The organism is Salinimicrobium sp. TIG7-5_MAKvit, assembly GCF_049569215.1.
Taxonomy (GTDB): domain Bacteria; phylum Bacteroidota; class Bacteroidia; order Flavobacteriales; family Flavobacteriaceae; genus Salinimicrobium; species Salinimicrobium profundisediminis.
Window position 1 is genome coordinate 1,703,685 of sequence record NZ_CP145903.1, and the last position, 26,795, is coordinate 1,730,479.

Annotated in this window: 24 protein-coding genes and 1 tRNA gene; 7 read left to right on the top strand and 18 right to left on the bottom strand. The window is 41.2% G+C overall.

Annotation, left to right across the window (positions count from 1 at the left end; translation table 11 throughout):
* Position 1 precedes the first annotated feature (1 nt).
* Positions 2 to 1,504, bottom strand: a complete 1,503-nt coding sequence (locus V5739_RS07600; RefSeq protein ID WP_423820276.1) for a GH3 auxin-responsive promoter family protein — start codon at positions 1,502 to 1,504, stop codon at positions 2 to 4.
* 5 nt (positions 1,505 to 1,509) lie between these two features.
* A complete protein-coding gene (locus V5739_RS07605; RefSeq protein WP_266069743.1) occupies positions 1,510 to 2,379 on the bottom strand; it encodes a M23 family metallopeptidase in 870 nt (289 codons plus the stop codon).
* A gap of 110 nt (positions 2,380 to 2,489) precedes the next feature.
* Here V5739_RS07605 and tatA point away from each other — a divergent pair, with 110 nt between their 5' ends.
* A complete protein-coding gene (gene tatA / locus V5739_RS07610; protein WP_266069742.1) occupies positions 2,490 to 2,687 on the top strand; it encodes a twin-arginine translocase TatA/TatE family subunit in 198 nt (65 codons plus the stop codon).
* Positions 2,688 to 2,751: 64 nt separating this feature from the next.
* On the opposite strand, the gene V5739_RS07615 is transcribed toward tatA, so the two are convergent.
* The 3 genes from V5739_RS07615 to V5739_RS07625 are packed head-to-tail and all read right to left on the bottom strand — an operon-like array spanning position 2,752 to position 6,560.
* Positions 2,752 to 3,726 carry a DUF4837 family protein gene (locus V5739_RS07615; RefSeq protein WP_423820277.1) on the bottom strand — a complete coding sequence of 325 codons (975 nt, stop codon included), beginning with the start codon at positions 3,724 to 3,726 and terminating at the stop codon, positions 2,752 to 2,754.
* A gap of 22 nt (positions 3,727 to 3,748) precedes the next feature.
* A complete protein-coding gene (locus tag V5739_RS07620) occupies positions 3,749 to 5,323 on the bottom strand; it encodes a LysM peptidoglycan-binding domain-containing protein (protein ID WP_423820279.1) in 1,575 nt (524 codons plus the stop codon).
* A 52-nt stretch (positions 5,324 to 5,375) separates the two neighbouring features.
* Complete coding sequence (locus tag V5739_RS07625) at positions 5,376 to 6,560, bottom strand: phosphoglycerate kinase (protein ID WP_423820280.1); 1,185 nt, start codon at positions 6,558 to 6,560, stop codon at positions 5,376 to 5,378.
* Between the two features lie 70 nt (positions 6,561 to 6,630).
* Here V5739_RS07625 and V5739_RS07630 point away from each other — a divergent pair, with 70 nt between their 5' ends.
* Together V5739_RS07630 and V5739_RS07635 are read left to right on the top strand one after the other, a co-directional pair.
* On the top strand, positions 6,631 to 7,779 hold the full coding sequence (locus V5739_RS07630) for an ATP-binding protein (RefSeq protein ID WP_423820281.1): 1,149 nt from the start codon (positions 6,631 to 6,633) through the stop codon (positions 7,777 to 7,779).
* Positions 7,780 to 7,785: 6 nt separating this feature from the next.
* Complete coding sequence (locus V5739_RS07635) at positions 7,786 to 8,184, top strand: DoxX family protein (protein WP_423820282.1); 399 nt, start codon at positions 7,786 to 7,788, stop codon at positions 8,182 to 8,184.
* Between the two features lie 47 nt (positions 8,185 to 8,231).
* Here V5739_RS07635 and V5739_RS07640 read toward each other — a convergent pair whose 3' ends face one another.
* The 5 genes from V5739_RS07640 to V5739_RS07660 form a co-directional block, all read right to left on the bottom strand.
* Positions 8,232 to 8,768 (bottom strand): OmpH family outer membrane protein, encoded by a 537-nt coding sequence (locus V5739_RS07640; protein WP_423820283.1) that lies wholly within the window; start codon positions 8,766 to 8,768, stop codon positions 8,232 to 8,234.
* A gap of 228 nt (positions 8,769 to 8,996) precedes the next feature.
* Entirely contained in the window at positions 8,997 to 9,854 is an 858-nt protein-coding gene (locus V5739_RS07645; RefSeq protein ID WP_423820284.1) for a class I SAM-dependent methyltransferase, read from the bottom strand.
* Positions 9,855 to 9,894: 40 nt separating this feature from the next.
* Positions 9,895 to 11,766, bottom strand: a complete 1,872-nt coding sequence (gene mnmG, locus V5739_RS07650; RefSeq protein ID WP_423820285.1) for a tRNA uridine-5-carboxymethylaminomethyl(34) synthesis enzyme MnmG — start codon at positions 11,764 to 11,766, stop codon at positions 9,895 to 9,897.
* Between the two features lie 10 nt (positions 11,767 to 11,776).
* A complete protein-coding gene (ybeY, locus tag V5739_RS07655; protein WP_423820286.1) occupies positions 11,777 to 12,208 on the bottom strand; it encodes an rRNA maturation RNase YbeY in 432 nt (143 codons plus the stop codon).
* Complete coding sequence (locus tag V5739_RS07660; protein ID WP_423820287.1) at positions 12,189 to 15,431, bottom strand: hypothetical protein; 3,243 nt, start codon at positions 15,429 to 15,431, stop codon at positions 12,189 to 12,191. The genes ybeY and V5739_RS07660 overlap by 20 nt, the downstream gene beginning before the upstream one ends.
* A gap of 126 nt (positions 15,432 to 15,557) precedes the next feature.
* Between V5739_RS07660 and gltX the strand changes: the two genes are divergently transcribed.
* A complete protein-coding gene (gltX, locus tag V5739_RS07665; RefSeq protein ID WP_423820288.1) occupies positions 15,558 to 17,081 on the top strand; it encodes a glutamate--tRNA ligase in 1,524 nt (507 codons plus the stop codon).
* A 76-nt stretch (positions 17,082 to 17,157) separates the two neighbouring features.
* Here the strand turns inward: gltX and V5739_RS07670 are convergent, their stop codons facing one another.
* Positions 17,158 to 17,838: an outer membrane beta-barrel protein gene (locus V5739_RS07670; RefSeq protein ID WP_423820289.1), complete on the bottom strand. Its 681-nt coding sequence runs from the start codon at positions 17,836 to 17,838 to the stop codon at positions 17,158 to 17,160.
* Positions 17,839 to 17,912: 74 nt separating this feature from the next.
* Here V5739_RS07670 and V5739_RS07675 point away from each other — a divergent pair, with 74 nt between their 5' ends.
* Complete coding sequence (locus V5739_RS07675) at positions 17,913 to 18,911, top strand: SPFH domain-containing protein (protein ID WP_423820290.1); 999 nt, start codon at positions 17,913 to 17,915, stop codon at positions 18,909 to 18,911.
* Between the two features lie 18 nt (positions 18,912 to 18,929).
* Here V5739_RS07675 and V5739_RS07680 read toward each other — a convergent pair whose 3' ends face one another.
* The 4 genes from V5739_RS07680 to V5739_RS07695 all read right to left on the bottom strand — a co-directional run bounded on the left by V5739_RS07680 (position 18,930) and on the right by V5739_RS07695 (position 21,816).
* On the bottom strand, positions 18,930 to 19,154 hold the full coding sequence (locus tag V5739_RS07680; RefSeq protein WP_266070175.1) for a DUF6327 family protein: 225 nt from the start codon (positions 19,152 to 19,154) through the stop codon (positions 18,930 to 18,932).
* Positions 19,141 to 19,587 carry a phage holin family protein gene (locus tag V5739_RS07685; protein ID WP_345599683.1) on the bottom strand — a complete coding sequence of 149 codons (447 nt, stop codon included), beginning with the start codon at positions 19,585 to 19,587 and terminating at the stop codon, positions 19,141 to 19,143. The genes V5739_RS07680 and V5739_RS07685 overlap by 14 nt, the downstream gene beginning before the upstream one ends.
* Before the next feature lie 5 nt (positions 19,588 to 19,592).
* Entirely contained in the window at positions 19,593 to 20,006 is a 414-nt protein-coding gene (locus V5739_RS07690; protein WP_266070173.1) for a YtxH domain-containing protein, read from the bottom strand.
* A gap of 127 nt (positions 20,007 to 20,133) precedes the next feature.
* On the bottom strand, positions 20,134 to 21,816 hold the full coding sequence (locus tag V5739_RS07695) for a glutamine--tRNA ligase/YqeY domain fusion protein (protein WP_423820291.1): 1,683 nt from the start codon (positions 21,814 to 21,816) through the stop codon (positions 20,134 to 20,136).
* 108 nt (positions 21,817 to 21,924) lie between these two features.
* On the opposite strand from V5739_RS07695, the gene folB reads away from it, so the two are divergent.
* Together folB and V5739_RS07705 are read left to right on the top strand one after the other, a co-directional pair.
* Positions 21,925 to 22,281, top strand: coding sequence for a dihydroneopterin aldolase (gene folB, locus V5739_RS07700; protein WP_423820292.1), 357 nt, complete (start codon positions 21,925 to 21,927; stop codon positions 22,279 to 22,281).
* Positions 22,282 to 22,363: 82 nt separating this feature from the next.
* Positions 22,364 to 22,437, top strand: a tRNA-Cys gene (locus V5739_RS07705).
* Positions 22,438 to 22,905: 468 nt separating this feature from the next.
* On the opposite strand, the gene V5739_RS07710 is transcribed toward V5739_RS07705, so the two are convergent.
* From V5739_RS07710 to rnr, 3 genes are read right to left on the bottom strand one after another with little or no spacing between them, the layout of a single operon-like run.
* The gene (locus tag V5739_RS07710) at positions 22,906 to 23,619 is read right to left on the bottom strand and encodes a LysE family translocator (protein ID WP_423820294.1); all 714 of its coding nucleotides are present in this window, start codon (positions 23,617 to 23,619) and stop codon (positions 22,906 to 22,908) included.
* A gap of 40 nt (positions 23,620 to 23,659) precedes the next feature.
* The gene (locus V5739_RS07715; protein ID WP_423820295.1) at positions 23,660 to 24,349 is read right to left on the bottom strand and encodes a head GIN domain-containing protein; all 690 of its coding nucleotides are present in this window, start codon (positions 24,347 to 24,349) and stop codon (positions 23,660 to 23,662) included.
* Complete coding sequence (gene rnr / locus V5739_RS07720; RefSeq protein WP_423820296.1) at positions 24,327 to 26,534, bottom strand: ribonuclease R; 2,208 nt, start codon at positions 26,532 to 26,534, stop codon at positions 24,327 to 24,329. The genes V5739_RS07715 and rnr overlap by 23 nt, the downstream gene beginning before the upstream one ends.
* Between the last annotated feature and the right edge of the window lie 261 nt (positions 26,535 to 26,795).

Here is a 26,795-nt window from a genome sequence, read left to right on the forward strand (position 1 = left end):
TTTATTTGCTGTTTTTTATATTTTCCAAAACTTCGGCAATCTTGCGATCGTTAGAAAGCCTTGGTAGTTTGTTTTGCCCGCCCAGTTTTCCAATGGATTTCATGTATTGCTGAAAACCATTTGTGGGAACAGTGCTGATTTTTAATTGCTGAAGGATCTTGCCTTCTATCAAATCGAGATAATAGGAATTTTGCTGCTGAAGAGATTTGTCTAATGCTACTGCAAAAGTACCTAAATCTTTGGGTTCTTCCTCAAATTCAATAAACCATTCGTGGTACGGCAGTTGATCTCCTTCGGGAGTGATTTGTGGTGCCACGGTAAACTCGGTGATCTGGATGCCTGTTCCGGCCGTGGCTTCCTGCATGGCCTGCTCTACTTCTTTGGCAATCACGTGTTCCCCAAAAGCCGAAATAAAATGCTTTATTCTTCCTGAAACGATCACCCTGTATGGTGCCAGAGAGGTAAACTGAATGGTATCTCCCAGGTCGTAAGCCCAAAGACCTGCCGAAGTAGAAATGATCATCACGTAGTTAATTCCCAGCTCCACTTCCCCAATGGTGTACCGCCGCGGATTTTCAGAATAAAATTCATCAGCCTTAATAAACTCGTAGAATATGCCTGAATCCAGCAATAGTAACATCCCCTTTTCATCCTGCCTGTCCTGATATGCAAAAAAGCCTTCAGAAGCAGGAAAAAGTTCAATACTATCAACCCTTCGGCCAATTAAACTTTCAAACTTTGCACGGTAAGGTTCAAAGTTGACTCCGCCGTAAATGAACAGGTTGAAATTAGGAAAGATATCTCCCACCTTTTTGCCTGTGCGCGCCTGCAGCCTTTCAAAATACATTTGTACCCAGGAAGGAATCCCGCTAATAACGGTCATATCCTCCTTTACAGTTTCATCTACTATAGCTTCAACCTTTGTTTCCCAGTCTTCAATAGTATTTGTCTCCCAGGAAGGCATACGGTTGCGTTGCAGGTACCCGGGAACGTAATGAGCCGCAATTCCGGAGAGCCTGCCAAGTTTTACACCGTTTTTTTCATCAAGTTCGGGACTCCCCTGCAGAAAGATCATTTTTCCATCTACAAAATCGGCTTTTCCGGTGTCATTGATGTAGCACAAAATCGCATTTCGTGCTGCATCGATATGTGTAGGCATAGATTCTTTGGTCAACGGAATATATTTCGCTCCACTTGTAGTACCTGAGGTCTTGGCAAAGTAGATAGGTTTCCCTGGCCATAGAATATCTTTCTCGCCCGCAACCACCTTTTCTACATAAGGTTTTAGCTCTTCATAATCTCTTACCGGCACACGAGCGGCATACTCCCGGTAGCTGGAGATGTTCTTAAACCCGTGATCTTTTCCAAATTCGGTGTCCGCCGCCTTTTTTAAGAGCTGCTCAAAAACCCTTTTTTGGGTCTCTACCGGTTTAGTTGCCCAGGAATTGATTTGGCGCCGAATGTAGGATGCGAATATTTTAGCTGCAAATGATTTTACTGACATATTTTTTATTCAAAATCTATAAAATCTGTGGGGTTTACAGGGCGGCCTTCGCTCCAAAGTTCAAAATGTAGGTGCGGGCCGGTTGAATACTCACCCGTAGAACCTGCCGTGGCCACCACTTCCCCTTTTAGCACCCTGTCTCCCTGCTCTTTGGTGAGGGATGAGTTGTGTTTGTAAATAGAGATAAGGCCATAGCTGTGTTCTATAATAATGACGTTTCCTGTCTCTGCAGTCCATCCCGAAAAAATGACAGTACCATCGGCTACAGCTTTCACGGGAGCGTTATGTGATGCTACAATGTCTACCCCAAAATGCTTATCTTTGATATTATATCCTTCCGAAAAAGGGCCTTTTAGAGGCGGAAATAATGCATAGTTGGCACGGCTGGTAGCAGTCTCAAGAAAGTTATATTTATCTTCCTGCACTACTGTTTCCCGGAGCAGGCTATCTTCCTTTGATGGTTTTAAGTCTACCTCATCTGCGCTTAACCGGTGAGCTTCCATAAGTGAATCCCTATTGAACTCTGCGGGTTTAACATCCCCTGAGAGCACGCGTTTTATAGATGCCAGGTATTGGTTATTTAACTCAACCACAGTCTGGAGAGAATCGGTTTTATAGGCAAGGTTCAGAGCTCTTTGTTGCAGTTCGGTAGAAGAATAACCGGGAATGTACTCTCTTAGCCCGGTAAATGCAATAAGCACGGTGGTGCCCGCAATTAGCAGAATTGCTGAAAGGGTTACTACCACAAATACGTTAAGGCGGGTAAGTTTAAAAGACAATTTTTCTTCAAATGTGTCTTCATTGAGAATAACAAGCCTGTATTTATGCAGGAGCTTTTGCCTGAAATTTCTTTTATGTTCGGTGTTCTTTGTCATATTTAATGCCTTAGGCAAAGATATATAAAGATATTTACAGAGGTTTTATACCCTCATAAACAAATGGATTAAAGTTTTATTACTAACTTTGCAACATTAAATTGATTATTATGAGTGCAGTTTTTATACCATTGCAGATTGGAGCACCACAAATCATATTAATTGTGATCGTTGTGTTGTTGTTGTTTGGAGGAAGAAAAATCCCTGAACTGATGAGAGGATTGGGTAGCGGAATTAAAGAATTTAAAGACGCTTCAAAAGATGATACTCCTACCAGCAAACCCGAAGAGGACAAAAAGAGATTATAATTTTTTCTTTCAATAGAATAAAAAACCCAACTTGCGTTGGGTTTTTTGTTTTCTAACTTATTAATTATTCTAACTCTGCCGATTTGAGGATGGCTTCAAGCTCCATCATGTTTTCCCTCTTTTGGGCCGATGGTGAAAATGCAAATCCTTCTAAAATTACGTACCTGTCATTTTCTTCATCCAGAACAGCGTAATTAATAAATGGGCCGCCCATAAAATCTCCTTTTACTTCCCAGATCCCTTTAGACTCCCAGGCAAACTTTCCATCAATTTGAGATTCAAAAAGATAGGGGGCATAAGCAGATTCTGTTACCATATAGCTGCCGTCAACTCTTCCTGGAATATGGGTTTGCCCTATAGAATCACGCATTTCAATAATATTTCCAACTATATTGGTATCTTTTTCAATGACATGCCTTGGCACTTCATACACCAGGATTTCCATACTGCCGGTAGGAATATCTTTTCTGATCCAGAAAAAATCATCGGTTTCCTTGGCGTATCGGTATGCTGTGGGGAACTTTAAAGAAACACCAAGCTGCTCTTCAAGCTTTTCATCACTTTTAAGAGATTTCTTGATGCGGCGTTGCTGCTCGGCAAGTTCTGTTTTCTTAAAGGTTGAAATGATCTTTTCAGCATTTTCTTCAATTAAGGATATGATTTGCTCATTATCCTCCCCTGTAATAAGGATGCCTTTTTGTGGCCTAGCATAGGCGTCATCGGCCATTTTTATTGTAGGCTCCTGCCCTTTTTGAATATGTAAAAATATCCTGTTCTTCCTCGCAAAACCCTGGTAGGCTTCAGGTGGCATCTGGCTTAAGGAGAACAATGGCTCTTCTTGCGGCAAGCCATCTACCGGGGCAGCAAGGTAGCGCCGTACAGCCTCTCCAACTTCACCCGTCCACAGGTCGTTTTCCATGACCACTGTGAGGTTGTTGATCTTTCCGGAGGAATTAGCGATGACTACAGGATCTTCTTTACCATTACCACATCCGGTTAAAACAAAAAGAACGGAAAAAAAAGCGAAAAAATTTTTCATAGATCGAATTTAAGCGGGACCATTACCCTTCTGAGAGTTTTAATTTCATTCCGGGTTTCAACCGGTTGCTGTTCATGTTATTCAGGCTCTTTATTTGTTTTACAGTAACCCCGGGAAATTTCTTCGAAATGCTCCAAAGAGAATCCCCGTGTTTTACAGTATATATTCTGGAGGAAGAGGAATTTTCGGCTGTAGCCGAATTTTTCCGTGGGTAAATAAGCAGTCTTTGGCCTATTCTAAGGTTATTGCTTCTCAAGTTGTTCCACTGCTTGATCTGGCTTACCCCTACCCCGTATCTCTCGGCAATCTTCCCGAGGTAATCCCCCCTTCGCACGCGGTACCTCACTGTAGATTCGGGTTGAATGAGTTGTGGTAGCGCTTCTTCTTTCTTTTCTTCAAGCGCCTGTGTATACCTATAGATTGCTTCCTCATTGTTCACAAAAAGTCCGGTCCTGTTTCTGGGCAGGCGCAGGCTGTATTTTTCATCTTCCACAAATGGAATGACGTCAAGTTTATAACTTGGATTGAGGAACTGCAACATTTCCTTTTCTACCCCTGTCACCTGTGAAATCTGCTCAAAAGTGAGCATTTTTCGGGGGTGAATAGTATCGGTCTCAAAATAGGTGGTTCTTGGGTGAGGAGGCTGAAAACCGTGTTCTTCGGCATATTCAAAAATATACATAGTAGCAAGGAAGGCGGGCACATAGCCTGCTGTTTCACGTGGAAGATAAGGCCGAAGATTCCAGTAATTGGTTGAACCTCCACTACGCCTTATGGCCTTGGAAACATTTCCCGGCCCTGAATTGTAGGAAGCCAGAACCAGGTCCCAGTCTTCAAAAACCCGGTAAAGTGTAGAAAGATATTCAGCAGCAGCTTCGGTAGACATAATTGGGTCCATTCGCTCATCTACATAGGAGCTTACATCAAGCCCGTGCATTTTTCCTGTTGCAAACATGAACTGCCAAAGCCCTGTTGCACCCACGCGTGATCTTGCGCGAGGATTAAGGGCAGATTCTACAATAGCAAGATATTTTATTTCTAGCGGAATATTGTACAGATCCAGCTTCTGCTCAAAAAGGGGAAAATAATAGGTGCTTAAAGCCATTAACCGCTCCATTCCCTTCTTGTTTCTCTTAAGGTATGATTTGATCACATTCTCAAGCAAAGGGTTGTATTCAACGTTAAAAGGGGTTTTAGCATTTAGCTTTTGTAGCCTCAACTTCAAAGTATCGGTGGGAAGATCATCAAAAACTACTTCATTGTATTCCTGGTTTAGAAGAGAATCTTTCAAATCCATGTATAAACTGGATTCGAACAACTCCTGCTGCCATAGAGAGTCTATAGTGGCTGCTCCTGGGTCGTCTAAAAGGGCAAATATAAGAGAGTCTTTGATGATCTTGTGCACCGGTACCTTATTGGCAAGGTCTACATCATCACTATCTAGCAAAAGGAAGAAGTCCTGTTCGGGAAGCCTTATGGTATCGCCCGTTTCTTTGTTCTCCTGTCCATCCACATTCTTTTCCCCTTCTTTTTTGTCCTGGGCAAAAGCAGCTACAGACACGAGTAGCATTAAAAATGGCAAAATTTGTTTCATCATAAAGTCATTTCTCAAAAAAACAGTACTTTTTTCCTTCAATTATCGTACCTCTTTATTTTTTTAACGCTTCAATTCCCGGTAAACTTTTTCCTTCCAGCATTTCGAGCATGGCGCCACCGCCTGTAGAAACGTAGCTTACCTGGTCTTCAAGACCAAATTGTTTAACTGCGGCAACAGAGTCACCTCCACCTACAAGTGAGAAAGCACCTTTTTTTGTAGCTGCGGCAATATGCTCGCCTACTGCAATAGTTCCTTTTGCAAATGCCTGCATTTCAAAAACTCCCATTGGGCCGTTCCACAAGATGGTTTTAGACTCTTCAAGAATTTGTCCGTAATTCTTCACTGTGTCAGGGCCTATGTCAAGTCCCATCCATCCGTCAGGAATTTCATCAACCGAAACTATTTTAGTATCGGCTTCTTCCGAAAAAGAATCGGCTATTACCGCATCAACAGGTAAATGGATTTTCACTCCCTTTTCTTCAGCCTTTCTAAGGATCTCCAGCGCCAGTTCAAGCTTGTCATTCTCAACCAGAGAATCTCCAATAGTACCGCCTTTTGCCTTAGTGAAAGTATAAGTCATTCCGCCGCCAATAATCAGGTGGTCAATTTTGTCGAGTATATTTTCAATAACTGTGATCTTGGTAGATACTTTGGCTCCCCCCAGTACTGCAGTTACAGGTTTTTCTGAACTACCCAAAACCTTTTCAAGGCTGTCTATCTCCTTACCAAGCAGGGCACCGACACATTTATCTTCAAAATAATTAGCCACGATAGTGGTAGAAGCGTGAGCCCGGTGTGCTGTTCCAAAGGCATCATTTACATAAATGTCTCCAAGGATAGATAATTTCTTAGCGAATTCTTCATCTCCCTTTTCTTCTTCAGCATGGAATCTAAGGTTCTCCAGTAGCAGTACTTCTCCCGGTTTAAGGTCTTTTGCAGCCTGCTGTGCCTTTTCGCCTACACATTCATCTACAAACTTCACCTCTACACCAAGAATTTCTGAAACTTTGTTCACAATGTGCTCCAGGGAATTCTTTTTATCAACACCTTTTGGTCGCCCCAGGTGAGACATAAGAATAGCGCTGCCGCCATCTTTCAAAATTTTATCTATGGTTGGTTTTGCACCTTCAATACGACTGGTGTCACCAACTTCCTGTTGCTCGTTAAGCGGAACATTAAAATCTACCCTTATCAGGGCTTTTTTATCCTTAAAATTATAATCATTAATGGTTTTCATACAGCTGATTTTAGCTTAAATTAAATAATTCTCTAAGATATAAAAGTGTGAAGAAATTATATCTTTGCTTATGCTATTTTCTGAAGTTTTAGGCCTTCCGCACATAAAGAATCACCTCACCACAACGGTAGATAACAACCGGATTCCTCATGCCCAGTTATTTGTAGGTGCTTCGGGGAGTGGAACTCTCCCCATGGCCATTGCCTATGCACAATATATACTGTGCCAAAACACCGGGGCCGAGAATAATACCGGAAATGAATCCTGTAACCTGAAAATGAACAGGCTGGCACATCCCGATCTCCATTTTGCCTACCCCGTAGCCAACAATGACAAGGTAAAGAAAAATGCCGTTTCTTCTCATTTTACAGAAGAATGGCGGCAATTTGTACAACAGGAACCTTTCGGAAACCTTTTTGACTGGTACCAGAAGCTAGGAATTGAGAATAAACAGGGGAAGATAGGCGTAGATGAGGCGCAGGATATCGTAAAATCGCTCTCGCTTAAGTCATATGAGGGGGGCTATAAGGTCATGATCATATGGATGGCCGAGAAAATGAATGACAGTTGTGCCAACAAGCTGCTGAAGCTTATAGAAGAACCGCCTCAAAAAACCCTTTTTCTGCTTATTACTGAAGAAGAAGAGAGCATCATCCAAACTATTAGGTCCCGGTGTCAAATCCTTCATTTTCCGCCCCTTAATGAGGCAGTGATTGCCGAAGGTCTTGTACAAAGGGAACAGTGTGATCGTGCTAAAGCATTGACCATTTCCCACAGGGCTAATGGAAATTACAATAACGCCCTTCACATTCTCAAGCAGCATTCGGGTGACGAACAGTTTGAAGAGTGGTTCATTTCGTGGGTGAGAACTGCTTTTAAAGCCAGGGGAGACAAAACTGCACTCGCCGATCTACTTGCCTGGAGCGAAATGATAGCAGGAACAGGAAGGGAAGTACAAAAGAAATTCCTTATCTTTTGTATGGATTTCTTCAGGCAGGCGCTCATGTACAACTATAAGGCAAAAGATCTCGTTTTTTTGGAGCCGCAAACCAGCGGATTCAAATTAGAGAAATTTGCCCCCTTCATCACCGGAAACAACATTACAGGGATCTCAAAAGAACTCGAGGACGCCATGTACCACATAGAAAGAAACGGAAATGCCAAGATAATCCTCACCGACCTTTCTATAAAACTCACCCGACTCATTCATAAAAACTAGTTTATTATGGACAATTTCATCCCGAACATCCCGGTATACCTGATACTTATATTTACCATCATCACCTTTTTACAATCGGGTCTTGATAAGTTGTTCAATTGGAGTGGCAATTATGAATGGCTTACCGGGCACTTTAAAGGTACATTTATGGGAGGTATGGTTTCCCTGCTACTGGGCATCATCCTGGTCCTGGAAATTATTGTAGGCTTCGCAGCCTTAGCAGGAATCTTTACTTTGTATGCAAATAACGACCCCAGCCTTGCCCTATGGTCCCTCAGCCTTGCCGCAATCACGCTATTAATGCTCTTATTTGGCCAACGGGTGGCAAACGATTATGCCGGTGCCTTTACTATCGTGGGATACTTTATGGTCATAATCTTCGGAATTTTTCTCATCACCGCATAAAAAAAGGGCTCCACGTGGAACCCTTTTTAAATATTACTACAAAAAATTTATTTGGTAACTACAGCATCTTGCTCTGTTACTCCACTGTTTTCGTTAAGTTCTTTAAGGATCTCCTGAGTGATATCAAGCCCTTCCTCTGCATACATGATATTAGCCGATTCGTTTGATCCAAAGATGTAGGTGTAATCATTTTCTTCACCATAAACCTTTACAAAATCTTTCACCTTGGTAATAAGTGAGTCAATAACCTGATCTCCTTCCTGTCTTAGCTGTCCGCTTCTCATTTGCTGTTGCTGCTGAAGCATTTGCTGCTTTCTCATCAACTCATCCTGCGCAGCCTGTCTTTCGGCTTCAGACATGGTTGCCGCATTATCTCTAAACGCCATAACTTCCTGCTGAAATCCTTGTGCAGCCGAATCAAGTTCTCTTTTTAAACTTTCAGACCTCTGGCTAAAATCGGCTTCCACCTCTTTCATTTCTGAATACTCCTGAATTAGAACAGTAGTATCAACATAAGCAGTCTTTTGATTATTACAGCTGGTAAATATCGCCCCCATTGAAAGGATCAAAAATATTTTTTTCATTTTTAAGTTTGTTTAGTTTCGCAGCAAAAGTAAGAAAGCATTTCCATTCCTTACTGAAAAAGCCAAAATTCTGATGCGATAAAGAAATTTAATAATATATGAAGTTGAAATTTAAAAAAGCTATCAAAAATAGCTTTTTAAAGAGGTGAAAATAAGCTTCATCTTTAAAAATATAATCTACAACACCTCTCTACTGAAAAAGTCGCTTAAATCGCTTTAAAATGCGTTTTAGTTGTTTTTTCTGAAGAAGTAAGCCACCGAAGAATAGTTTCCAGAAGATTTAGCCTTAAAATTTGAAATTGCTCCCTTCCAAACCGCCTTGAGTACATTTGAAGCACCTGAAGCATATTTTTCTGAAAGCAGGCTTACATAAAACGAATCGAAAAAAAGCCCTTTTTGAGAGGTAAGTAAAAAACCTGATGAATTAAATATCTTCTCTATTGCTGAAGGTGAGAAATGGTAAAGATGCCTTGGCACATCATAAGCCGCCCAGTGCTCTTTATATTTCTGCGCATCATCACTTTTAAAATTTGGTACTGCGATTACAAGAAGTCCGTCGGGTTTTAATAACCGGTATAACTCTTCAATCTGCTCTTCAAGATTAGGTACATGTTCCAAAACATGCCACATGGTAATTACATCAAAACTACCTGAAGAAAATCCCCGGGTTTCTTCTTCCAGCTCCACTCCTTTTTTTGAAGCCAGAGCCCGTGCTCCAGAATTTGGTTCTGCTCCAAAAACTTTCCATCTCCGTTTTTTTGCAGCCAAAAGAAAATCTCCCGTCCCCGCACCAACATCAAGAATTTTTACCGTACCCGTTTTCTCCTGGCCTATCCAGTTTAATTTCCTGGAGAGCATCAGGTTTTTTACCTGCTGATAAATCTTATCAAAAAATCCCCTTTTTGAATCGGTATGGGAGATGTAAGATTCACTTTTATAATAATCGGGCAAACGCTCTAAATTTGGCTGAGGAAAGGTGGCCAAAAGATCCAGATCTTTTGCCTTCCTCAACTCAAATAATTCTCCGCTTACAGTATGATCTTCACATACAAGTACAGGTTGTTCAGAAAAATCAAGTGGTAACATTGAATGAATTTAAAAGATGTTCCACGTGGAACGATTAATTTTATCGACCCATGTAAACCAGTAAAACAGAAATATCATTCGGACTCACCCCACTAATCCTTGAAGCTTGTGACACCGATGTTGGCTTCACCTTTTTCAGCTTTTCACGTGCTTCATAAGACATAGATTTGATCCTGGAGTAATCAAAATCATTAGGAATTTTAATTCCTTCGAGCCTGTGAAGCTTATCTGCATTGTTCTTCTCCTTCTCAATATACCCAGAATATTTCACTTGAATTTCGGTTTGTTCAAGTATTTCCTCGTTCAGGTCATTTTCCTGAATGTACTCCTCTACTCCACTAAAAGTTCGGATATTCTGCATGTCAATATTTGGTCTGGAGAATACTTTAAAGATCTTATCACTTTGCTTCATGGGAGCCGAATTATTTTCTTCAAGCACCACATTGGCTTCTTCAGGAGCAACACTGGTCTCCTTCAAAAATTCAACAAAAGCATAAGATTTGGATTTCTTCTCCTCCATCTTCCGCAGTCTTTTTTCAGAAGCAAGACCAATATCAAACGACTTTTCAGTAAGCCTGAAATCGGCATTATCCTGCCTCAACAACGTACGATATTCGGCTCTTGAAGTAAACATTCTATAGGGCTCTTCTGTTCCTTTTGTGATAAGATCATCAATAAGAACTCCTATATAAGCTTCGCTGCGTTGCAGGATAAACTCTTCCTTTTCCTGCACTTTTAAAGCCGCATTTATTCCTGCCATCAAGCCCTGAGAACCGGCTTCTTCATAACCTGTAGTTCCATTAATTTGTCCGGCGAAATAAAGTCCGCTAACCAGTTTGGTTTCAAGGGTATGTTTTAACTGCGTGGGCGGGAAATAATCATATTCGATAGCATAACCCGGTCTAAAGAATTTCACATTTTCAAATCCGGCGACCGAACGCAAAGCTTTAAACTGCACATCTTCGGGCAGCGATGTAGAAAATCCGTTGATATACATTTCTACCGTATTCCAACCTTCAGGTTCTATAAAAAGCTGATGCCTGTCTTTATCGGCAAAACGATTGATCTTATCTTCGATTGAAGGACAGTATCGGGGACCAATACTTTTAATTCGACCGTTAAACATTGGGGAACGATCAAAGCCTTCCTTTAAAAGATTATGCACCTCGGGAGAGGTGTAAGACATGTAACAGGATCTCTGTTTTGTGAGAGGTTTTGTTTCGTCAAGGTAAGAGAATTTAGCCGGCACATCATCGCCCGGCTGCTCAGTCATTTTTGAATAATCTAAAGACCTTCCATCAACACGTGGGGGTGTTCCGGTTTTCATTCTTCCGGCCTCAAAACCCAGCTGAACCAATTCTTCGGTAATTCCGGTAGCAGCTCTTTCCCCTGCTCTTCCTCCTCCAAATTGTTTTTCACCAATATGAATAAGACCATTTAAAAAAGTACCGTTAGTAAGGATAACACTCTTCGCTTTAATCTCTATACCTAAAGAGGTTTTTACACCCACTACTTTATCACCTTCAATGATTAGACCTGAAACCATTTCCTGATAGAAATCGAGATTGGCTGTTGCCTCCAACCTAAGTCGCCAATGTTCAGCAAACATCATCCGATCGCTTTGCACCCGCGGACTCCACATAGCAGGTCCTTTAGATTTATTGAGCATCTTAAACTGAATGGCACTGGTATCACTCACCAATCCGCTATAGCCACCAAGTGCATCAATTTCCCGAACAATTTGACCTTTTGCAATCCCACCCATTGCAGGATTACAACTCATTTGTGCGATGTTTTGCAGGTTCATGGTAACCAAAAGTGTGCTGCAACCCATATTGGCTGCGGCCGCCGCGGCCTCACTTCCGGCATGACCGGCTCCTACAACAATAACATCATATCTTTCCTGAAACATAAATTCTTCTCTATTGTTCCACGTGGAACATTTGCATTTTTTCCTCTTCTTTTCGTCGCATTAACTGCGCTTCATCTTGAGATTTATCCTTGTACCCGCACAGGTGCAGTATACCGTGAATAATTACTCTTTGAAGCTCCTCGCTGAAAGCAACCTTATATTCTGCTGCATTCTCCTCTACCCTTTGAGTGCTTATAAAAATATCGCCATTGAGAATGTTCCCAACCGAAGTATCAAAACTAATAATGTCGGTGAAAGTATCGTGATCTAGATACTGCTGGTTTATGTCAAGCAGGTAGTCATCATCACAAAAAATAAAACTGATCTCTCCAGTCTTCTTCCCTTCAGATGCAATCACTCTTTTAATCCAATTCTCGTGGTTTGAAGCCTCCTTCAGTTCGAAGGTGTTTTCAGAATAAAAATTAATTATCTCGTCGTTCAAAATATTCTTTTACTTTCAGTTTATAAACGGGGCGCAAAGGTAAGCTTTGTCGGTTTAAAATTTCAGTCGCATTAAAATATTCTTTGGCCCGTTCCCTTAGCGCCTTAGTCTCATTAATAAGCTCATCCTTACCAGTGGTAGATTCCCTTTCGGGTTTCTTACTTTGCTGAAGTTTTGCACGTTCCAATTCCAGCAATTTATGTTCCAATTGCTGCATTCTTTGTAAAATATCTTCAGTAAAACCTTTTTCCAAAAGCTGCTTCTCAATTTGCTCCATCTCTTTCTTTACTGAGTTTCCGGCTCCCTTATTTCCTTCTTTTCTCAACTGTTCTTCCAGTGCCTTTCTAAGCATTTGCTGCTCCTTAAAGATCCTGAACAATTCTCCACTTTCTTCTTCACCACCTTTCCCTTGCTTCCCGGTTTTCTTCTCTTTCCCCTTCTCAAGCTCCTCATTCATTTCGCCATTGAGTTGTTTCTGCTTCTGAATAATATCCTGAAGCTGCTCCCCCTGCCCTTCTCCATTTGAAGGGGAAGACTGTAGAATATCTTCCATATTCCCCAAAATATCACTTAATAAATAGGCCAGATCGTTCGCTCCGGTTACCACGTACTGCTGACTGCTCAATCCTCTTCTTAGATCATTTTGGGCAAGCCTGTCCAGGGTTTGATCAAGACTGTAATCTACATCAATAAGCTTTTTGGTAATGGGTTCGCTAATCATTTCATTGCGCAAAGCCAGGGCATATAAACTATCATCAACATGCTTAAAATTTTCCCTGAGTAGATCCTGCCGCCGTATTCTCCCGGGAAAAGAAGCATTGTCCATGCCTGCTTTTTTGAAATCTTCCATAAGGTCTTCCTGGCCAAAAGAAAAAGTGACAAGATTATCCAGGATTTGCCTTAGCATGGCAACATCTTCCTGCATTTGCTGCATCTGTCCCTGCTGCATTTGTTGCTGCATCTTTTGGCTCATTTGTCGCAGTTGCTCTGCAGCTTTTTTCTGTTCCTTTTTCGCCGCTCCCCTATCCTGTTTTTCAAGTGCCTCTTCCGCCTTTTTTTGGGTCTCTTTTACATCTTCCTGCTCCTCCTCATTATCGGGTAATTCCAGCGGCTTTTTCAAATCCTGGTTCTCCTTTTGTAACTGCGACATTTCCTCAAACAGTTCTTGTGTTTCTTTTGAAAGCGAATCCTGTGCAGCTTTATTATTCCCGTTCTCCTTTTGCGACAACGCCTCCTGCGCTGTAGCCAGTTCATCTAACTTTTCGGCGATACGTGCTGACTTTTCCTGAACGTAATACTTCTTGGTTAGTTCAAGCAACTGTTCAAGGCTGCGTTCCTCGTTCCGGGAATTTTTTGACAGCTCCTCCAGTTTCTCCTGTAAACCTTCCTTCTGGATCTTTTCTGAATACTTCTCCAGTTCCTCCAGCAATTCCTCATTCTTTTCAAGCTCTTCTTTCCTGTTTGATAGCCGTTCCTCAAGTTCCTCTTTAAGGTTCTTATTTTGCGGAGCAACTTCCTCCTGAAGATTTCTTTTAAGTTTTTCAGTAAAATTTTCCATTAACCGGTTCTGCTGTTTTTGCCTTTCCAGGAAATTCTCGAGCTTTTGCCGGTCATTGTAATTAAGCTCCTGCTTTTCTTTTTCAAGCCTTGACAACTCATTTAATTCCTTATCTGAAAGCTTCATCTTCTCAAGCGAACCATCTATTCCCTCTATAGCGTCTCGTTGTTCCTGAAGTCTTTCCTGCTTTTCTTCACTGTCAGTTTTCTTACGATAGCTAAAAAGTCGGCTTTTTGTGCTTTTATAGCCATTAAGTACATCATTATCAACTACTTCGAAGTAAAATTGATAAGATTTACCCTCTTCAAGATCCAGAGTATCAGGAAATATACTAACAAACTCTCCCACATTTCCCTTACCGTGAGGAAGCCGCAGCTTTTTTGCCATTTTTGGCACCTCTGTTTCCTGAATAACCATATTCACTTCGGAAATACCATAATCATCAGAGAACTTTCCGAAGAAATATTGTAGATCGGGATTTAGAGAATCAATTTGATGTTCCAGCTGAAGTTGCGGATATTCATCCTTTATACTTTCAATCTCGTAAGCAAGTTTCTCAAAATTCTGAACCTGCGCATTCGAAGTACTTATATTATAGTCAACAGAATTTCGTATTTGCTTTTGCAACTGAAAAACCTGTCCGTTCTTTTGAAATTGGTAAAGACTATCCTGAAATGCCATTTCTACCACCCTGGTAGCCGAAGTCTCCACCTCCCAATTCACCAAAGTACCTTCGGGAACGGTGGCATTTCCGGTACCCTCAACAATCTCCTCCCCCAGCCCAGTATGTGGAGGATATTTAAGAATCATCTTCAAATTCCGCATTTTTGGCACCTCTACAACTCCGACTCTATAGTTGGCCGACCTAACTTCATTTGCCGACAAGTTGAAACTGAAGGATTCCTGCGCCGGCTCAAAAGTGTATTCAAAAGTGCCGTGAGAAACGCGTTTCATAAAATAGTTTTCACCCTCATAGTTCACAGAAACATCTTGCGGCACCATCCTGCCCTTTGTACTCACCCTGATGATGAGTGGCTCATTCTCCCGAATTTGTAATTGTTCATTGTGAAGCTGAAAAGAAAATGGCGCTGGGGGCTGGTAGGCAGTTTTGTAATGTACCACCCTTTCGTAACTCCCCGAGAAAACTTCAGTTCTCCCCGAAAGCACAACCAAAAGAATTATAATAAACGGAATTGCAGCGTATTTTAAATACGGCAGGTTCTTCTTAAAATTTATCGCCATAGAGAAAGGAACCGGCTTTAACTGCCGCGCCTTTTGATCTATTGATGCCATTAAGAGATCACTCTTCTGGTCATTTTTACTAAGCTGAAGAAGGTTGAGCAGCTTATCATTCACTTCAGGAAAATATTTCCCAATTATGCGCGAAGCTTCAGTATAACCAATTCCGCGAGAAATTCTGAAGAGCTTTAGTAACGGATAAACGATAAACCTTCCGAAGAGAAAGAGTTCTACACCAATAAAACTCCAGAACAACACACTGCGGCCTGTAGGATTTAACCAAAACAGGTGTTCTATAAAAAGGGTGGCCAAAAAGTAGAGCAGGCCAATGGCAACAAAAAAGATGAAACCCTTTAAAAGTTCGTTGAGATAGAACTTCCTTATAAAGGCCTCCAGCTTTTGTCTTAAGATCTCAAAATTGTCCATGCTCCTCCCCTTTTTTGAATCTTCTAAAATTACAATTAATTCAATAATTAAAACAAACTCTCACATTTACAGTGCCATTTCGAGAACCTAAAGAATCCTTTATCTTTGTGCAATAAAATAAGCTTTATGTCTACAGAAAAAGTAAGAGTGCGTTTTGCACCAAGCCCCACGGGGCCGCTACACATAGGAGGAGTAAGAACTGCACTTTTCAACTACCTGTTTGCTAAAAAACACGGCGGAGATTTCATTCTTCGTATTGAAGATACAGACCAGGCCAGGTATGTTGAAGGCGCCGAAGATTATATTATAGAATCCCTCAACTGGTGCAACATTCCCTTTGATGAAGGCCCAGGAAAAGAAAAAGATGCCGGGCCCTACCGCCAAAGTGACCGAAAACACCTCTACCGCGAATATGCTGAAAAGCTTTTAGCTTCGGGAAATGCATATTACGCTTTTGATACTGCGGAAGAACTCGATAAACACAGGGAAGATCACGAAGCCCAGGGAAAGACTTTTATCTACAACTGGCATAACAGGGAAAAACTGAAAAATTCTCTCGCCCTGCCTGAAGCTGAAGTAAAACAAAAAATTGAAGCCGGGGAACCATACGTGATTCGCTTTAAATCTCCCGAGAATGAAACCTTGCAGCTAAAGGATGAGATTCGGGGAGAAATGACTATTGAAACCAAGATCCTGGACGATAAGGTTCTTTTTAAGAGCGATGGGATGCCTACGTATCACCTCGCCAATATTGTTGATGATCATTTAATGAAGATCACACACGTAATTCGGGGAGAAGAATGGCTGCCATCTCTTGCCCTGCACGAGCTACTCTACCGCGCATTTGGCTGGGCGGCTCCAAAATTTGCCCACCTGCCCCTTATTTTAAAGCCACAGGGTAAAGGGAAATTGAGCAAGCGAGACGGGGATAAATTAGGATTTCCGGTATTTCCGCTGGAGTGGAAAGATCCAAAATCGGGTGATATCTCGAGCGGGTACCGCGAAGAAGGATATTATCCGGAAGCTGTTGTAAATATGCTGGCCCTTTTAGGCTGGAATGCCGGTGGCGGAACAGAAAAAGAGATCTACAGCCTCGAAGAATTGACCCACGCCTTTAGCCTGGAGCATGTTTCTAAAGGTGGCTCTAAGTTTGATCCCGAAAAAACCAAGTGGTTTCAACATCACTATATGCAGGAAACCGGAAATGAACAAATTGCAGCCGATCTTGTGGATCTTCTAAAAACAAAAGATATCTCCACAACTCGCGAATATGCACAGCACATTGTGGCACTTTTAAAGGAAAGAACCACCTTTTTAAGTGATTTCTGGAACCAGGGCAGCTACTTCTTCACTGCTCCTGAGAACTATGACGAGAAGGCGGTAAAAAAGGCCTGGAAAGAAGATACGCCACAAATCCTTCAGCAGGTCATAGAAATATTGGAAAATACTGAAGATTTTTCTGCTGAAAATGTGCAGGACCGGGTAAAATCCTGGATCACTTCCGAAGGAATTGGTTTTGGAAAAGTTATGCAGCCCTTCAGGATCTCTCTGGTAGGCGCCATGCAGGGACCTGATGTTTTTGATATCGCAGCTGCTATTGGAAAAGAAGAAACAGTTGCCCGATTACAAAAAGCAAGGCAACAGTTCTAGCTCTCAAAATTATCTAACAAAAAAGCCATTTTTGAGAGGTCTCAAAAATGGCTTTTTTAATGCTTTAAGTTTTTATCTAGAGATAGAAAGTGATGCCTCCTGCAATTATGCTCATATTTCCTTTAAAAGAAGGAACTGAAGGATCTGTCTCCTGCAGGTTCTCATCGTTAAGACCTTTCAGGAAATTGTTCAGCCCATATTGATATTGCGCCCACAACTTAAGAGATTCCCATCCCCCACTTAATCCTACTGCAAGGTTAAAATTGAAAGTAGATACATCTTCAATGTCGGTGGCAGTGATATCGTAATCACCTACATAATATAGTTCCTTGTCCTGCCTGGCCTCCATTTTGCCGTTCACCTGCACTACCGGCCCGGCTTCAATACTTAAATAGTGATCAAACAACTTGTAACTTGCAAAGAAATTCCCCTGCACCCCAATCATATTATATTCTATAGGAGATGCTTGAGAGGTTGTTTCAATTTTTTCCCTCCCATCAATATCTACTCTAAAATCATAAAAATTTATTCCATAAACGAATTGCCAGTTGTTATAAAAGGAAGCACGGGTTGTAAAACCTGCTGTCCAACTAGTCTTTGAAGTCACCCCCAGCTCATCGGTCATGATATTAAAATGATTTACACCGCCCTGCAGGCCCAACCTGTTGTACTCGCCATCCCAAAGCTTTCGCTGTGCCTGACTACTTAGGGTAAAACATAAGATTCCCATTAAAAGAATAACTTTTTTAAGATCCATAGGTATGATTTGAGAAATGAACGGCTAATGTAGGAGAATATTTTTATATCTTTCGTTAAAATAATCTTACAGCCATGATATCCACCATCTTATCTGCAGTCTTTATTGTCTTCGTACTAATCATTCTTTTTTCGGGAATATTTACCGTTAAACAACAGACTGCTGCTGCCATTGAACGCTTCGGAAAATTTCAGCGAGTAAGCAGCAGCGGACTCCATTTCAAAGTTCCGGTAATTGACCAGATTGCTGGCCGAATCAATCTAAAAGTACAGCAACTTGATGTTCTTGTAGAGACCAAAACCAAAGATGATGTTTTTGTAAAGCTTAAGATCTCTGTACAATTCCAGGTCATGATTTCCCGAATTTATGATGCCTTTTACAAACTTGAAAATTCACATGAACAAATCACTTCTTATGTGTTTGATGTAGTGCGTGCAGAAGTGCCAAAAATGAAGCTAGATGACGTATTTGAGCGCAAAGATGATATCGCTATTGCTGTAAAACGGGAGCTTAACGAGGCTATGGAAGAATATGGCTATGACATCATTAAAACATTAGTAACAGATATTGATCCCGATATTCAGGTAAAAGCCGCTATGAACCGTATCAATGCTTCGGAAAGGGAAAAAGTTGCTGCGGAATATGAAGCTGAAGCCGAAAGGATCAAAATTGTGGCCAAGGCCCGTGCCGAAGCCGAAAGTAAACGCCTACAGGGACAGGGAATTGCCGACCAGCGACGTGAAATTGCCCGCGGTCTTGAAGAAAGTGTAGATGTATTAAATAACGTGGGTATCAACTCCCAGGAAGCATCAGCCCTTATTGTGGTTACACAGCATTACGACACGCTCCAATCTTTAGGGGAAGAAACCCAGAGTAACCTTATCCTCCTGCCAAATTCCCCACAAGCCGGAAGCGATATGCTTAACAACATGATTGCCTCCTTCACTGCTTCCAATCAAATTGGAGAAGCCATGAAAAAAGAAAATGCGCTAAAAGAGAAGAAACGAAAAGAGAAAGAAGAGCGTAAGAAAAGGGAACTTCCTCCACAACCACCTGTTGAAGATCAGGATTAAGAGGATACTCAGGAGTAGTTATTTAAACTTATCTCCTATAAAGCCAAGCACCGAGGTAGCACCTTTAAGCACATAGCGGTTCTTTAGCACACTATCGGCAGCGTCTTTTAAAATACGTTTGGGGGAGAGACTTTCTTTTGTTTGATTATAGCTCAAAAGGACTTTCTCCTTATCAATCTCCTTTTGGAGCTTCAAAAGTTTAAGATCCCGGTCTATTTCTTTGAAATTTTTATACTCTCTCATTGTCCTTAATTATGATTTCGTCGGTTTCGAAGTCTTTCTGAGGAGTAAACTCATGATGTTCTTTATGCTCAGGCTTCTTTTCAGGCTCCTGGAAGAACTTTTTTGAAGCTCCTGGTAAGATGGCCTTCATAAGCACTTTACTTCCGAAGAAAACAAAGAAAAGTATCAGTAAAAGGTAAATACCGGCAACAATGAAGAACCCACTGCTGGGAGAATCTATCCAGTTACTAAGTGCAACAGCAACGGCAATAGAAAGAAATAAGACAAAAAAGAGCGCAAAAAGAGCTATTGCAGCGCCTTTAATGGCGGCAATAGCTCCCTGCATACTTTTATTAAAGAGGTCAAGTTTGTAATACTCTGCACTGCTATGTGCAAGAGCCCTGACATTCTCTTTTAATTGTTGAAGGTTGTTAGATATTCTTCCAAATGCCATAAAGCCTAGACTGCAGCATTACCTGTATTCTTATCTCCTTTGGAAGCTACGCTTTCTTCAATGTTAGCTTTATCATCTCCTCCACCTTTGCGATCTTTCTGAAATTTGGCATTTTGCCTTTTCAGTTCATCAAGCTTTGATTCAAGGCTGCTAAGGATCTCATCTGCTTTATAGCTGGCTGAAGACAGGGTTTCATCCAGTCTCTGCTCAAAATCTGATTTTGCTTTTTTGGCTTTCTGACTGAGATTTGAAGAGGTCTCACGATATCGCTTGTTTAAATCATCCTGCGTTTTTCTTGCATTCTCCCCAAGCTTTCTCCTGGTTTCCTCTCCACTTTCAGGCGCATATAACATTCCAAGGCCGGCTCCAATTGCCGCCCCGGTTAGCAATGCTAAAAATGTACTTCCTGATTTTGCCATGATATTGTTGATTATTAAGATTAATACTACAACCAAATATACTTTAATATGAGCTGTAGCGCTGTTAATAACCGGTTAATATCCAAAATCCAATGCTAAAATATTCTTAATTGGAGAGATAGCCCTTCTAATTGTCAATTTTGCCACCCCACGAATCTCTCAAGGTTACCGTACGGTTGAACACAGGTGCCTCTTTGGTACTCTCTTTATCTACGTTAAAATATCCTAACCTTTGGAACTGAAACCTGTCTCCGGGTTCCACATCACTTAAGCTGGGTTCAAGATAAGCAGTAATGGTTTCAAGAGATTCGGGATTGAGAAAATCAAGGAAATCTTTGTCTTTATCGGCATCTGGAGACTCCACGCTAAATAGCCTGTCATAAAGCCTCACTTCAGCTTTAACCGCATGTTTGGCCGATACCCAGTGCAGCGTTCCCTTTACTTTACGCATAGATTCTTCGGTACCGCTTCCGCTTCGGCTTTGAGGATCGTAAGTACAGTGAATTTCCACAATTTCTCCGGCATCATTCTTTACAACGCTTTCTCCTTTAATGATATAGGCATTCTTAAGCCTCACTTCTTTTCCAAGCGTAAGCCTGAAGAACTTCCGGTTAGCTTCTTCCTTGAAATCTTCCTGTTCTATATATAATTCTCTTGAAAATGGAACTTGTCTTGAACCTGCAGTCTCATCTTCAGGATTATTTTCGGCTTCCAGCCACTCTTCTTCCCCTTCGGGATAGTTGGTGATAACCAGTTTTACAGGATCAAGCACAGCCATAACACGAGGGGCAGTCTTGTTGAGATCTTCCCTTATGCAGAATTCAAGCAGGGAAACATCAATGATATTCTCCCTTTTTGCAATCCCTATGGTCTCTGCAAACTTGCGGATAGACCCGGGAGTATAGCCTCTTCTTCTAAGACCTGAAATAGTGGGCATTCTTGGATCATCCCATGATTTCACGATCCCTTTCTCTACCAGGTGCAGCAGTTTTCGCTTACTCACAATGGTATGACTCAGGTTACGACGGGCAAATTCGCGCTGCTTAGGCTTAAAATCTTCTGAAGAACTCACCTTTTCAAGGAACCAGTTATAAAGTTCACGGTGCGGTAAAAATTCGAGCGTACAAAAAGAGTGGGAAACCGATTCTATAAAATCGCTTTGCCCGTGGGCCCAGTCGTACATTGGGTAGATCATCCAGTCATTGCCGGTGCGGTGGTGCTTGCGGTGCAACGTACGGTACATCACAGGGTCGCGCATCAGCATATTTTTGGCTGCCATGTCTATCTTTGCCCTAAGCACATGCTCGCCCTCTTTGGTCTCCCCGTCTTTCATCTTCTGAAAAAGCTCCAGGTTCTCCTCTACCGAACGATCGCGGTAGGGGCTGTTCTTTCCGGGTTGGGTAGGGGTTCCTTTTTGTTCAGCAATAGCTTCAGAAGGTTGACTGTCTACATAGGCATCGCCAGACTTTATCATACTTACCGCCCAGTCATAAAGCTGTTGAAAATAATCGGAAGCATAACATTCTTTTGCCCATTTAAAACCAAGCCACTCCACATCACGCTTAATAGCATCTACATACTCCTGCTCTTCTTTAATGGGGTTTGTATCATCAAACCTAAGGTTTACCGGCGCATTGTACTTCTCTCCCAGCCCAAAATTGAGGCAGATAGACGAAGCGTGGCCAATATGAAGATAACCATTGGGTTCGGGTGGAAACCTGAATTGCAGATCTTCCTTTTTATAATCGTTTTTTAGATCTTCTTCTATGATTTGCTCAATAAAATTGAGCGATCTTTTTTCTTCAGCCATAGTTTACAGTTCAACTTTAAGGGGAACAAAATTACAGAAAATAAACATCAATTCCGCTGCTGTACCGCTGTCTTCTTAATTGTTGCTATCTTCGCAAAAAATACAGTTTTGGGAAGTATAAAACTCAGAAATATTAAAGTTTTCGCCTATCACGGCTGTCTCGAAGAAGAAGGCCAGATAGGCAGTGATTACAGGGTAGATCTTAAAGTTAACGGAGACCTCTCTCTTTCGGCTAAAACTGATGCCCTTAAAGACACCATAGATTACGTTCACCTTAACAAGATCGTGAAGGAAGAAATGGCCATTCGTTCAAAGTTACTGGAAACAGTAGCCGAAAGGATCATCAACCGTGTTCTCAACGAGCTGCTCATTGTTCAAAAAGTGAGGGTAGATGTTTCAAAAATCAACCCTCCAATAGGCGGAAATGTGGCTATGGTAACGGTAAGAAGAAGTAAAAGCCGATAATTTGCCAATAATTTTCAAAGCCTGCCAAAAGCATAGGCCTGAAAAAAGAATTTTTATTACATTTGCCTTCCGTAAATAAAACGGCATCGTGGCCGAGTGGCTAGGCAGAGCTCTGCAAAAGCTTGTACAGCGGTTCGAATCCGCTCGATGCCTCCAAAAAAGCTCCTTTCAAGGGGCTTTTTTTATACTCAAAACTAAAATTGCTTTTGGTCTGCTTCTTTAAAGGCTAAAAGTGGCAATTTACCCGGCATTACCTCTCAAAAATGACATTTTGAACAGGTGATCTTCCAGAGAAAAGTTCATCTTCAAAAATGGCATTTTTGACACCTTACCAAACTCCGGCGATAAAAAAAGAATCGCTAATTTCCTCTATTTCTGAAGTTTTCTTCGGAAGTATTAAAAATCTTCAGCTGAAAGAACTATTTAAATAGGCTATTTCTGAAAGTTAATAGCATAATTTACTTCGGAAGGAATTCAAAATGCATTTAAATCTACTTCCGAAGAAATATTTATAATTCACTCCTAATTTGATTGTCAACGCCTGAAGTTTCAGAAATATTACCTCTCAAAAATGCCATTTTAAGAAGGCTTCTAATCTCTTAAATAAAATTTAGATATGAATTGCTACTCCTGCTCGAAGTACTGAATGTATGCGCCAGATTCCGGGGTGATGCTGTCAATTTGATCCTGAAGTTGGGTTAGTTCATCTGGAACAAGGCCCTGGGCGATTAAAAATACCCCGAAAATCACCAGAATAATGCTGATCACCTTCTTAACGTTGTAGATACGATTGGGTGTGAGCTTGCGATTGAGCTTTTTGGCAGCAAGGATCTTGAAAATGTCAATAATGAAATAGGTTCCTAAAATAGAGCTGAAAAAAACGACCATTCGGTCGGTTTCCATTTCCATTTGCGGCCCAAAAATGATGATAAGCCCCAACCAAAACCCCAGGACGCCAATATTAATAAAGTTGAGCAGAAAGCCTTTTGCAGCAAGGCCCAGGTAATCCCTTTTATTGAGTTTTTGTATCTCGGGGACTTCTTCGTGCTCAAGCACCTTGCGGTTTTGAACGAACTGAATTATACCATAAGTGACTAGAATGCCACCCCCAAAAATAAAAAGAGCCGGATCATCTTTAATCCGGTTCAATAGTTTTGTGGTACTTAAATAAGCGATTAGCAGAAAGATCATATCGGCACAAATCACTCCCAAATCGAAGGAAATTGCCGCTCTAAAGCCTTTAATAGCTGCAGTTTCAAGGAGTACGAAAAATACCGGTCCCAGTAAAAAAGCAAGAAAAAAGCCTAAAGGTATTGCAGCCAATATATCCTGAAACATTCAAATCTTTTAGTTTCACAAAGATAGAACTTTACTTCACTTATAAAATTTTTCCGCCCAGGCTGGTTTTTTTGTCAACTTCAGCAGGGTTTCCAAATATCTCTACAGTGCCGCCAAGTTTGGCTGTAGCCTTCACATAATCTGATGCATAAACTTCACCTCTACCGGCAGTTCCGGCTTTGACTTCGGTGTTTTGGGTACGCAGATCTCTTCCGTAGTAATGCCCCCCGGTGTTGATCTCCACAACCTGTTCTTTCGCCTTGCCATCAAGCGTAACTTTTCCTCCGGAAATGGATTTTACATTGACTTTTTGAGCATTTACCTGTGCCGCCTGAATATCGGCTGCTTCCTGGCTTCGGAAGGTGAGTTCCCGCCCTTTTATTTCCCCCGACACCGTTACCAGCGAACCTTCATTGGCATCTACAGTGCTAAGGTCTTTCGTGTAAAGCGTGATTTTAGTATTGTTCTTAGACCAGATATTGTCTAAAGAAAGGCGTATTTCCAACCTGTCTTCAACGATCTCAAACTTCACATCATTCTTGCTGTGACCGGTAATGAAAATTTCATTTTTGGCAGCAGGAATGATCTCTACTTCTACGGCATTGAATGTTTTTACTTCAGCAAAATTCCCCAGCTTCTCCTTTACATCCTGCGCAAGGAGAGAAATGCTAAAGAAAACCATGAAAAATGGCAGTAATATTCCTGTTTTAGTCTTGCTTTTCAACTTCATCTTTGGTTCCAATTAAATTAAAGTCCAAATGCCTTTTTACAAGATCGGCATTTTTAACTGTAACATATACTTCGTCACCTAGCTGGTAAACCTTCTTTGTATTTCGGCCAATAATAGCGTATTGCTCCTGATCGAAATCAAAATGATCTTCCCTGATATCTCGCAGTCTCACCATGCCCTCACATTTATTAGACATGATTTCAACGTAGATCCCCCACTCGGTAACTCCTGAAATAACGCCCAGGAACTCCTCATCATTGTGATCTTGCATGAATTTTATTTGCATGTACTTTATGGAATCACGCTCTGCACTGGTTGCCAGACCTTCCATGTTACTGCTGTGCTGGCATTTAGATTCGTATTCTTCTTCGGGTGCCGACTTACCATCGTCAAGATAGTGTTGGAGCAACCTGTGGGCCATTACATCTGGATACCTCCTAATGGGCGAAGTAAAATGGGAATAATGACTAAAGGCAAGCCCGTAGTGCCCAATATTTTCGGTACTGTAATAGGCCTTACTCATGGTCCTAATTGTAAGGGTGTCTACAAGGTTTTGCTCTTTGGTTCCCTGTACATCTTGCAGCAGATTATTAAGGGACTGCGATATTTGTTTTTGATCTTTAAGGTTAAGCTTGTGTCCAAATTTGCTCACCAGAGACTGTAAAGCTGCAAGTTTATCATCATCGGGTTCATCATGGCAACGGTAAACAAAAGTCTTCTTCGGCTTTTGCTTTCCAATGAATTCAGCCACTTTTTTATTGGCCAGCAACATGAATTCTTCAATGAGTTTATTGGCTTCTTTAGAAGTTTTAAAGAAAACACCAACAGGTTCATTTTTGTCATCGAGTTCAAATTTCACCTCTACTTTATCAAAAGAGATTGCACCATCTCCCATTCTCTTTTTGCGCATCACCTCGGCGATCTGGTTCATTTTAAGAACGGCCGAAACTATGGCATCATCGGTCCTATAACTTTCACCGGTAATAGAAATTTCAGCGGGAATATCACCCCCAGTAGTTTCAATGATGTACTGCGCCTCTTCATAGGCAAATCGCGCATCTGAATAAGTTACAGTCCTACCAAACCATTGATCTTTGACCACGCCTTTATCGGTCAATTCAAAAACTGCCGAAAAAGTATATTTTTCCTCATTTGGTCGCAACGAACAGGCGTTGTTGGATAAGATTTCAGGTAACATGGGTACTACCCTGTCAACCAGATACACCGAAGTTGCACGGTTAAAAGCTTCTTCATCGAGTATGGTTCCCGGCTGCACGTAGTGAGAGACATCGGCAATATGGATCCCTATCTCGTAGTTGCCATTCTCTAATTGCTGAAAACTAAGAGCATCATCAAAATCTTTTGCATCTTTAGGGTCAATAGTGAAAGTAAGAACTTCACGCATATCCCTTCTTTTCTTTATCTCGTCTTCCTGAATGCTAGTATCTATGCCCTGGGCAAAATCTTCCACTTCTTGCGGAAATTCATGCGGAAGCCCGTATTGTGCAAGTATCGAATGAATTTCGGTATGATGCTCTCCAGGTTTTCCAAGAACCTGCACTACATGACCAAAAGGAGAATCGGCTTTTTCTGGCCATTCATCCATTTCAACCACTACCTTATCCCCGTTTTTGGCTTCACCAATTTTGTTCTTCTGAACAAAAATATCGGTGTACATTTTACCATCCTGAATGGCCACAAATCCGAAGTTCTCCTGCAGCTGTAAAACTCCTACAAATCTTGTTTTCTTCCGGTTAAGGATCGCGGTGATCTCTCCTTCTGATTTCTTATTTCGGCGACGTTTGTAGACATAGATCTCAACTTCATCACCGTCAAAAGCTTTATTGATATTATTTGAAGGGATAAAAACGTCTTCATTCAGCTCCTCCACCACCACATAACCACTGCCTTTAGCAGTCATGTCAAGTATGCCACGGTAGCGGTCAACATCGCTGTTAATGAGATAACGGCCTCTGTCTACCTCTTCAATTTTTTTCTTTGCAGCCAATTGAGATAAAGATCGAATGATCTTATTCCTGCTGGAAGCATCATCTACACCCAGTTTTGCTGCTATTTGTTTATAGTTAAAATCCTTCCCCGATTCCTTTCGCATAATCCCCAGAATTCTTTGGGTTGCACTTTCGAGGCTGGTACTCTTATTATTTTTGTATTTCTTTTTACTCATTTCAAAATTTAAGCTATAAAATTAAGCCTTATAATTTACATCTACCTGAATTTATAGTAATTTCAATTCACAAGAAAGAATCATTCACAATATGATAATCTATTGATAAGAAAAAATTAACATTTTAAACTCAGATATCTTAAAATTATATTAATTTTGTTGGTGTCGAATAATTATGTTCAACATATCACTCAATGAATAAATCAACCAAAATAACTGTAGTTTTTATCCTGATTTTTGTGATTGGTGTTCTCACTTTTG

What these genes read in the sequence shown, in the direction of transcription:
- V5739_RS07690 (WP_266070173.1), bottom strand. Translation starts at nt 20,006, where the DNA reads ATGGCAAAATCAGGAAGTACATTTTTAGCATTGCTAACCGGGGCGGCA.
- V5739_RS07630 (WP_423820281.1), top strand. Translation starts at nt 6,631, where the DNA reads ATGCTATTTTCTGAAGTTTTAGGCCTTCCGCACATAAAGAATCACCTC.
- mnmG (WP_423820285.1), bottom strand. Translation starts at nt 11,766, where the DNA reads ATGTTTCAGGAAAGATATGATGTTATTGTTGTAGGAGCCGGTCATGCC.
- V5739_RS07600 (WP_423820276.1), bottom strand. Translation starts at nt 1,504, where the DNA reads ATGTCAGTAAAATCATTTGCAGCTAAAATATTCGCATCCTACATTCGG.
- V5739_RS07605 (WP_266069743.1), bottom strand. Translation starts at nt 2,379, where the DNA reads ATGACAAAGAACACCGAACATAAAAGAAATTTCAGGCAAAAGCTCCTG.
- V5739_RS07670 (WP_423820289.1), bottom strand. Translation starts at nt 17,838, where the DNA reads ATGGATCTTAAAAAAGTTATTCTTTTAATGGGAATCTTATGTTTTACC.
- V5739_RS07635 (WP_423820282.1), top strand. Translation starts at nt 7,786, where the DNA reads ATGGACAATTTCATCCCGAACATCCCGGTATACCTGATACTTATATTT.
- V5739_RS07680 (WP_266070175.1), bottom strand. Translation starts at nt 19,154, where the DNA reads ATGAGAGAGTATAAAAATTTCAAAGAAATAGACCGGGATCTTAAACTT.
- V5739_RS07715 (WP_423820295.1), bottom strand. Translation starts at nt 24,349, where the DNA reads ATGAAGTTGAAAAGCAAGACTAAAACAGGAATATTACTGCCATTTTTC.
- V5739_RS07675 (WP_423820290.1), top strand. Translation starts at nt 17,913, where the DNA reads ATGATATCCACCATCTTATCTGCAGTCTTTATTGTCTTCGTACTAATC.
- gltX (WP_423820288.1), top strand. Translation starts at nt 15,558, where the DNA reads ATGTCTACAGAAAAAGTAAGAGTGCGTTTTGCACCAAGCCCCACGGGG.
- V5739_RS07685 (WP_345599683.1), bottom strand. Translation starts at nt 19,587, where the DNA reads ATGGCATTTGGAAGAATATCTAACAACCTTCAACAATTAAAAGAGAAT.
- V5739_RS07640 (WP_423820283.1), bottom strand. Translation starts at nt 8,768, where the DNA reads ATGAAAAAAATATTTTTGATCCTTTCAATGGGGGCGATATTTACCAGC.
- V5739_RS07660 (WP_423820287.1), bottom strand. Translation starts at nt 15,431, where the DNA reads ATGGACAATTTTGAGATCTTAAGACAAAAGCTGGAGGCCTTTATAAGG.
- V5739_RS07615 (WP_423820277.1), bottom strand. Translation starts at nt 3,726, where the DNA reads ATGAAAAATTTTTTCGCTTTTTTTTCCGTTCTTTTTGTTTTAACCGGA.
- tatA (WP_266069742.1), top strand. Translation starts at nt 2,490, where the DNA reads ATGAGTGCAGTTTTTATACCATTGCAGATTGGAGCACCACAAATCATA.
- V5739_RS07645 (WP_423820284.1), bottom strand. Translation starts at nt 9,854, where the DNA reads ATGTTACCACTTGATTTTTCTGAACAACCTGTACTTGTATGTGAAGAT.
- rnr (WP_423820296.1), bottom strand. Translation starts at nt 26,534, where the DNA reads ATGAGTAAAAAGAAATACAAAAATAATAAGAGTACCAGCCTCGAAAGT.
- V5739_RS07620 (WP_423820279.1), bottom strand. Translation starts at nt 5,323, where the DNA reads ATGATGAAACAAATTTTGCCATTTTTAATGCTACTCGTGTCTGTAGCT.
- V5739_RS07710 (WP_423820294.1), bottom strand. Translation starts at nt 23,619, where the DNA reads ATGTTTCAGGATATATTGGCTGCAATACCTTTAGGCTTTTTTCTTGCT.
- V5739_RS07625 (WP_423820280.1), bottom strand. Translation starts at nt 6,560, where the DNA reads ATGAAAACCATTAATGATTATAATTTTAAGGATAAAAAAGCCCTGATA.
- V5739_RS07695 (WP_423820291.1), bottom strand. Translation starts at nt 21,816, where the DNA reads ATGGCTGAAGAAAAAAGATCGCTCAATTTTATTGAGCAAATCATAGAA.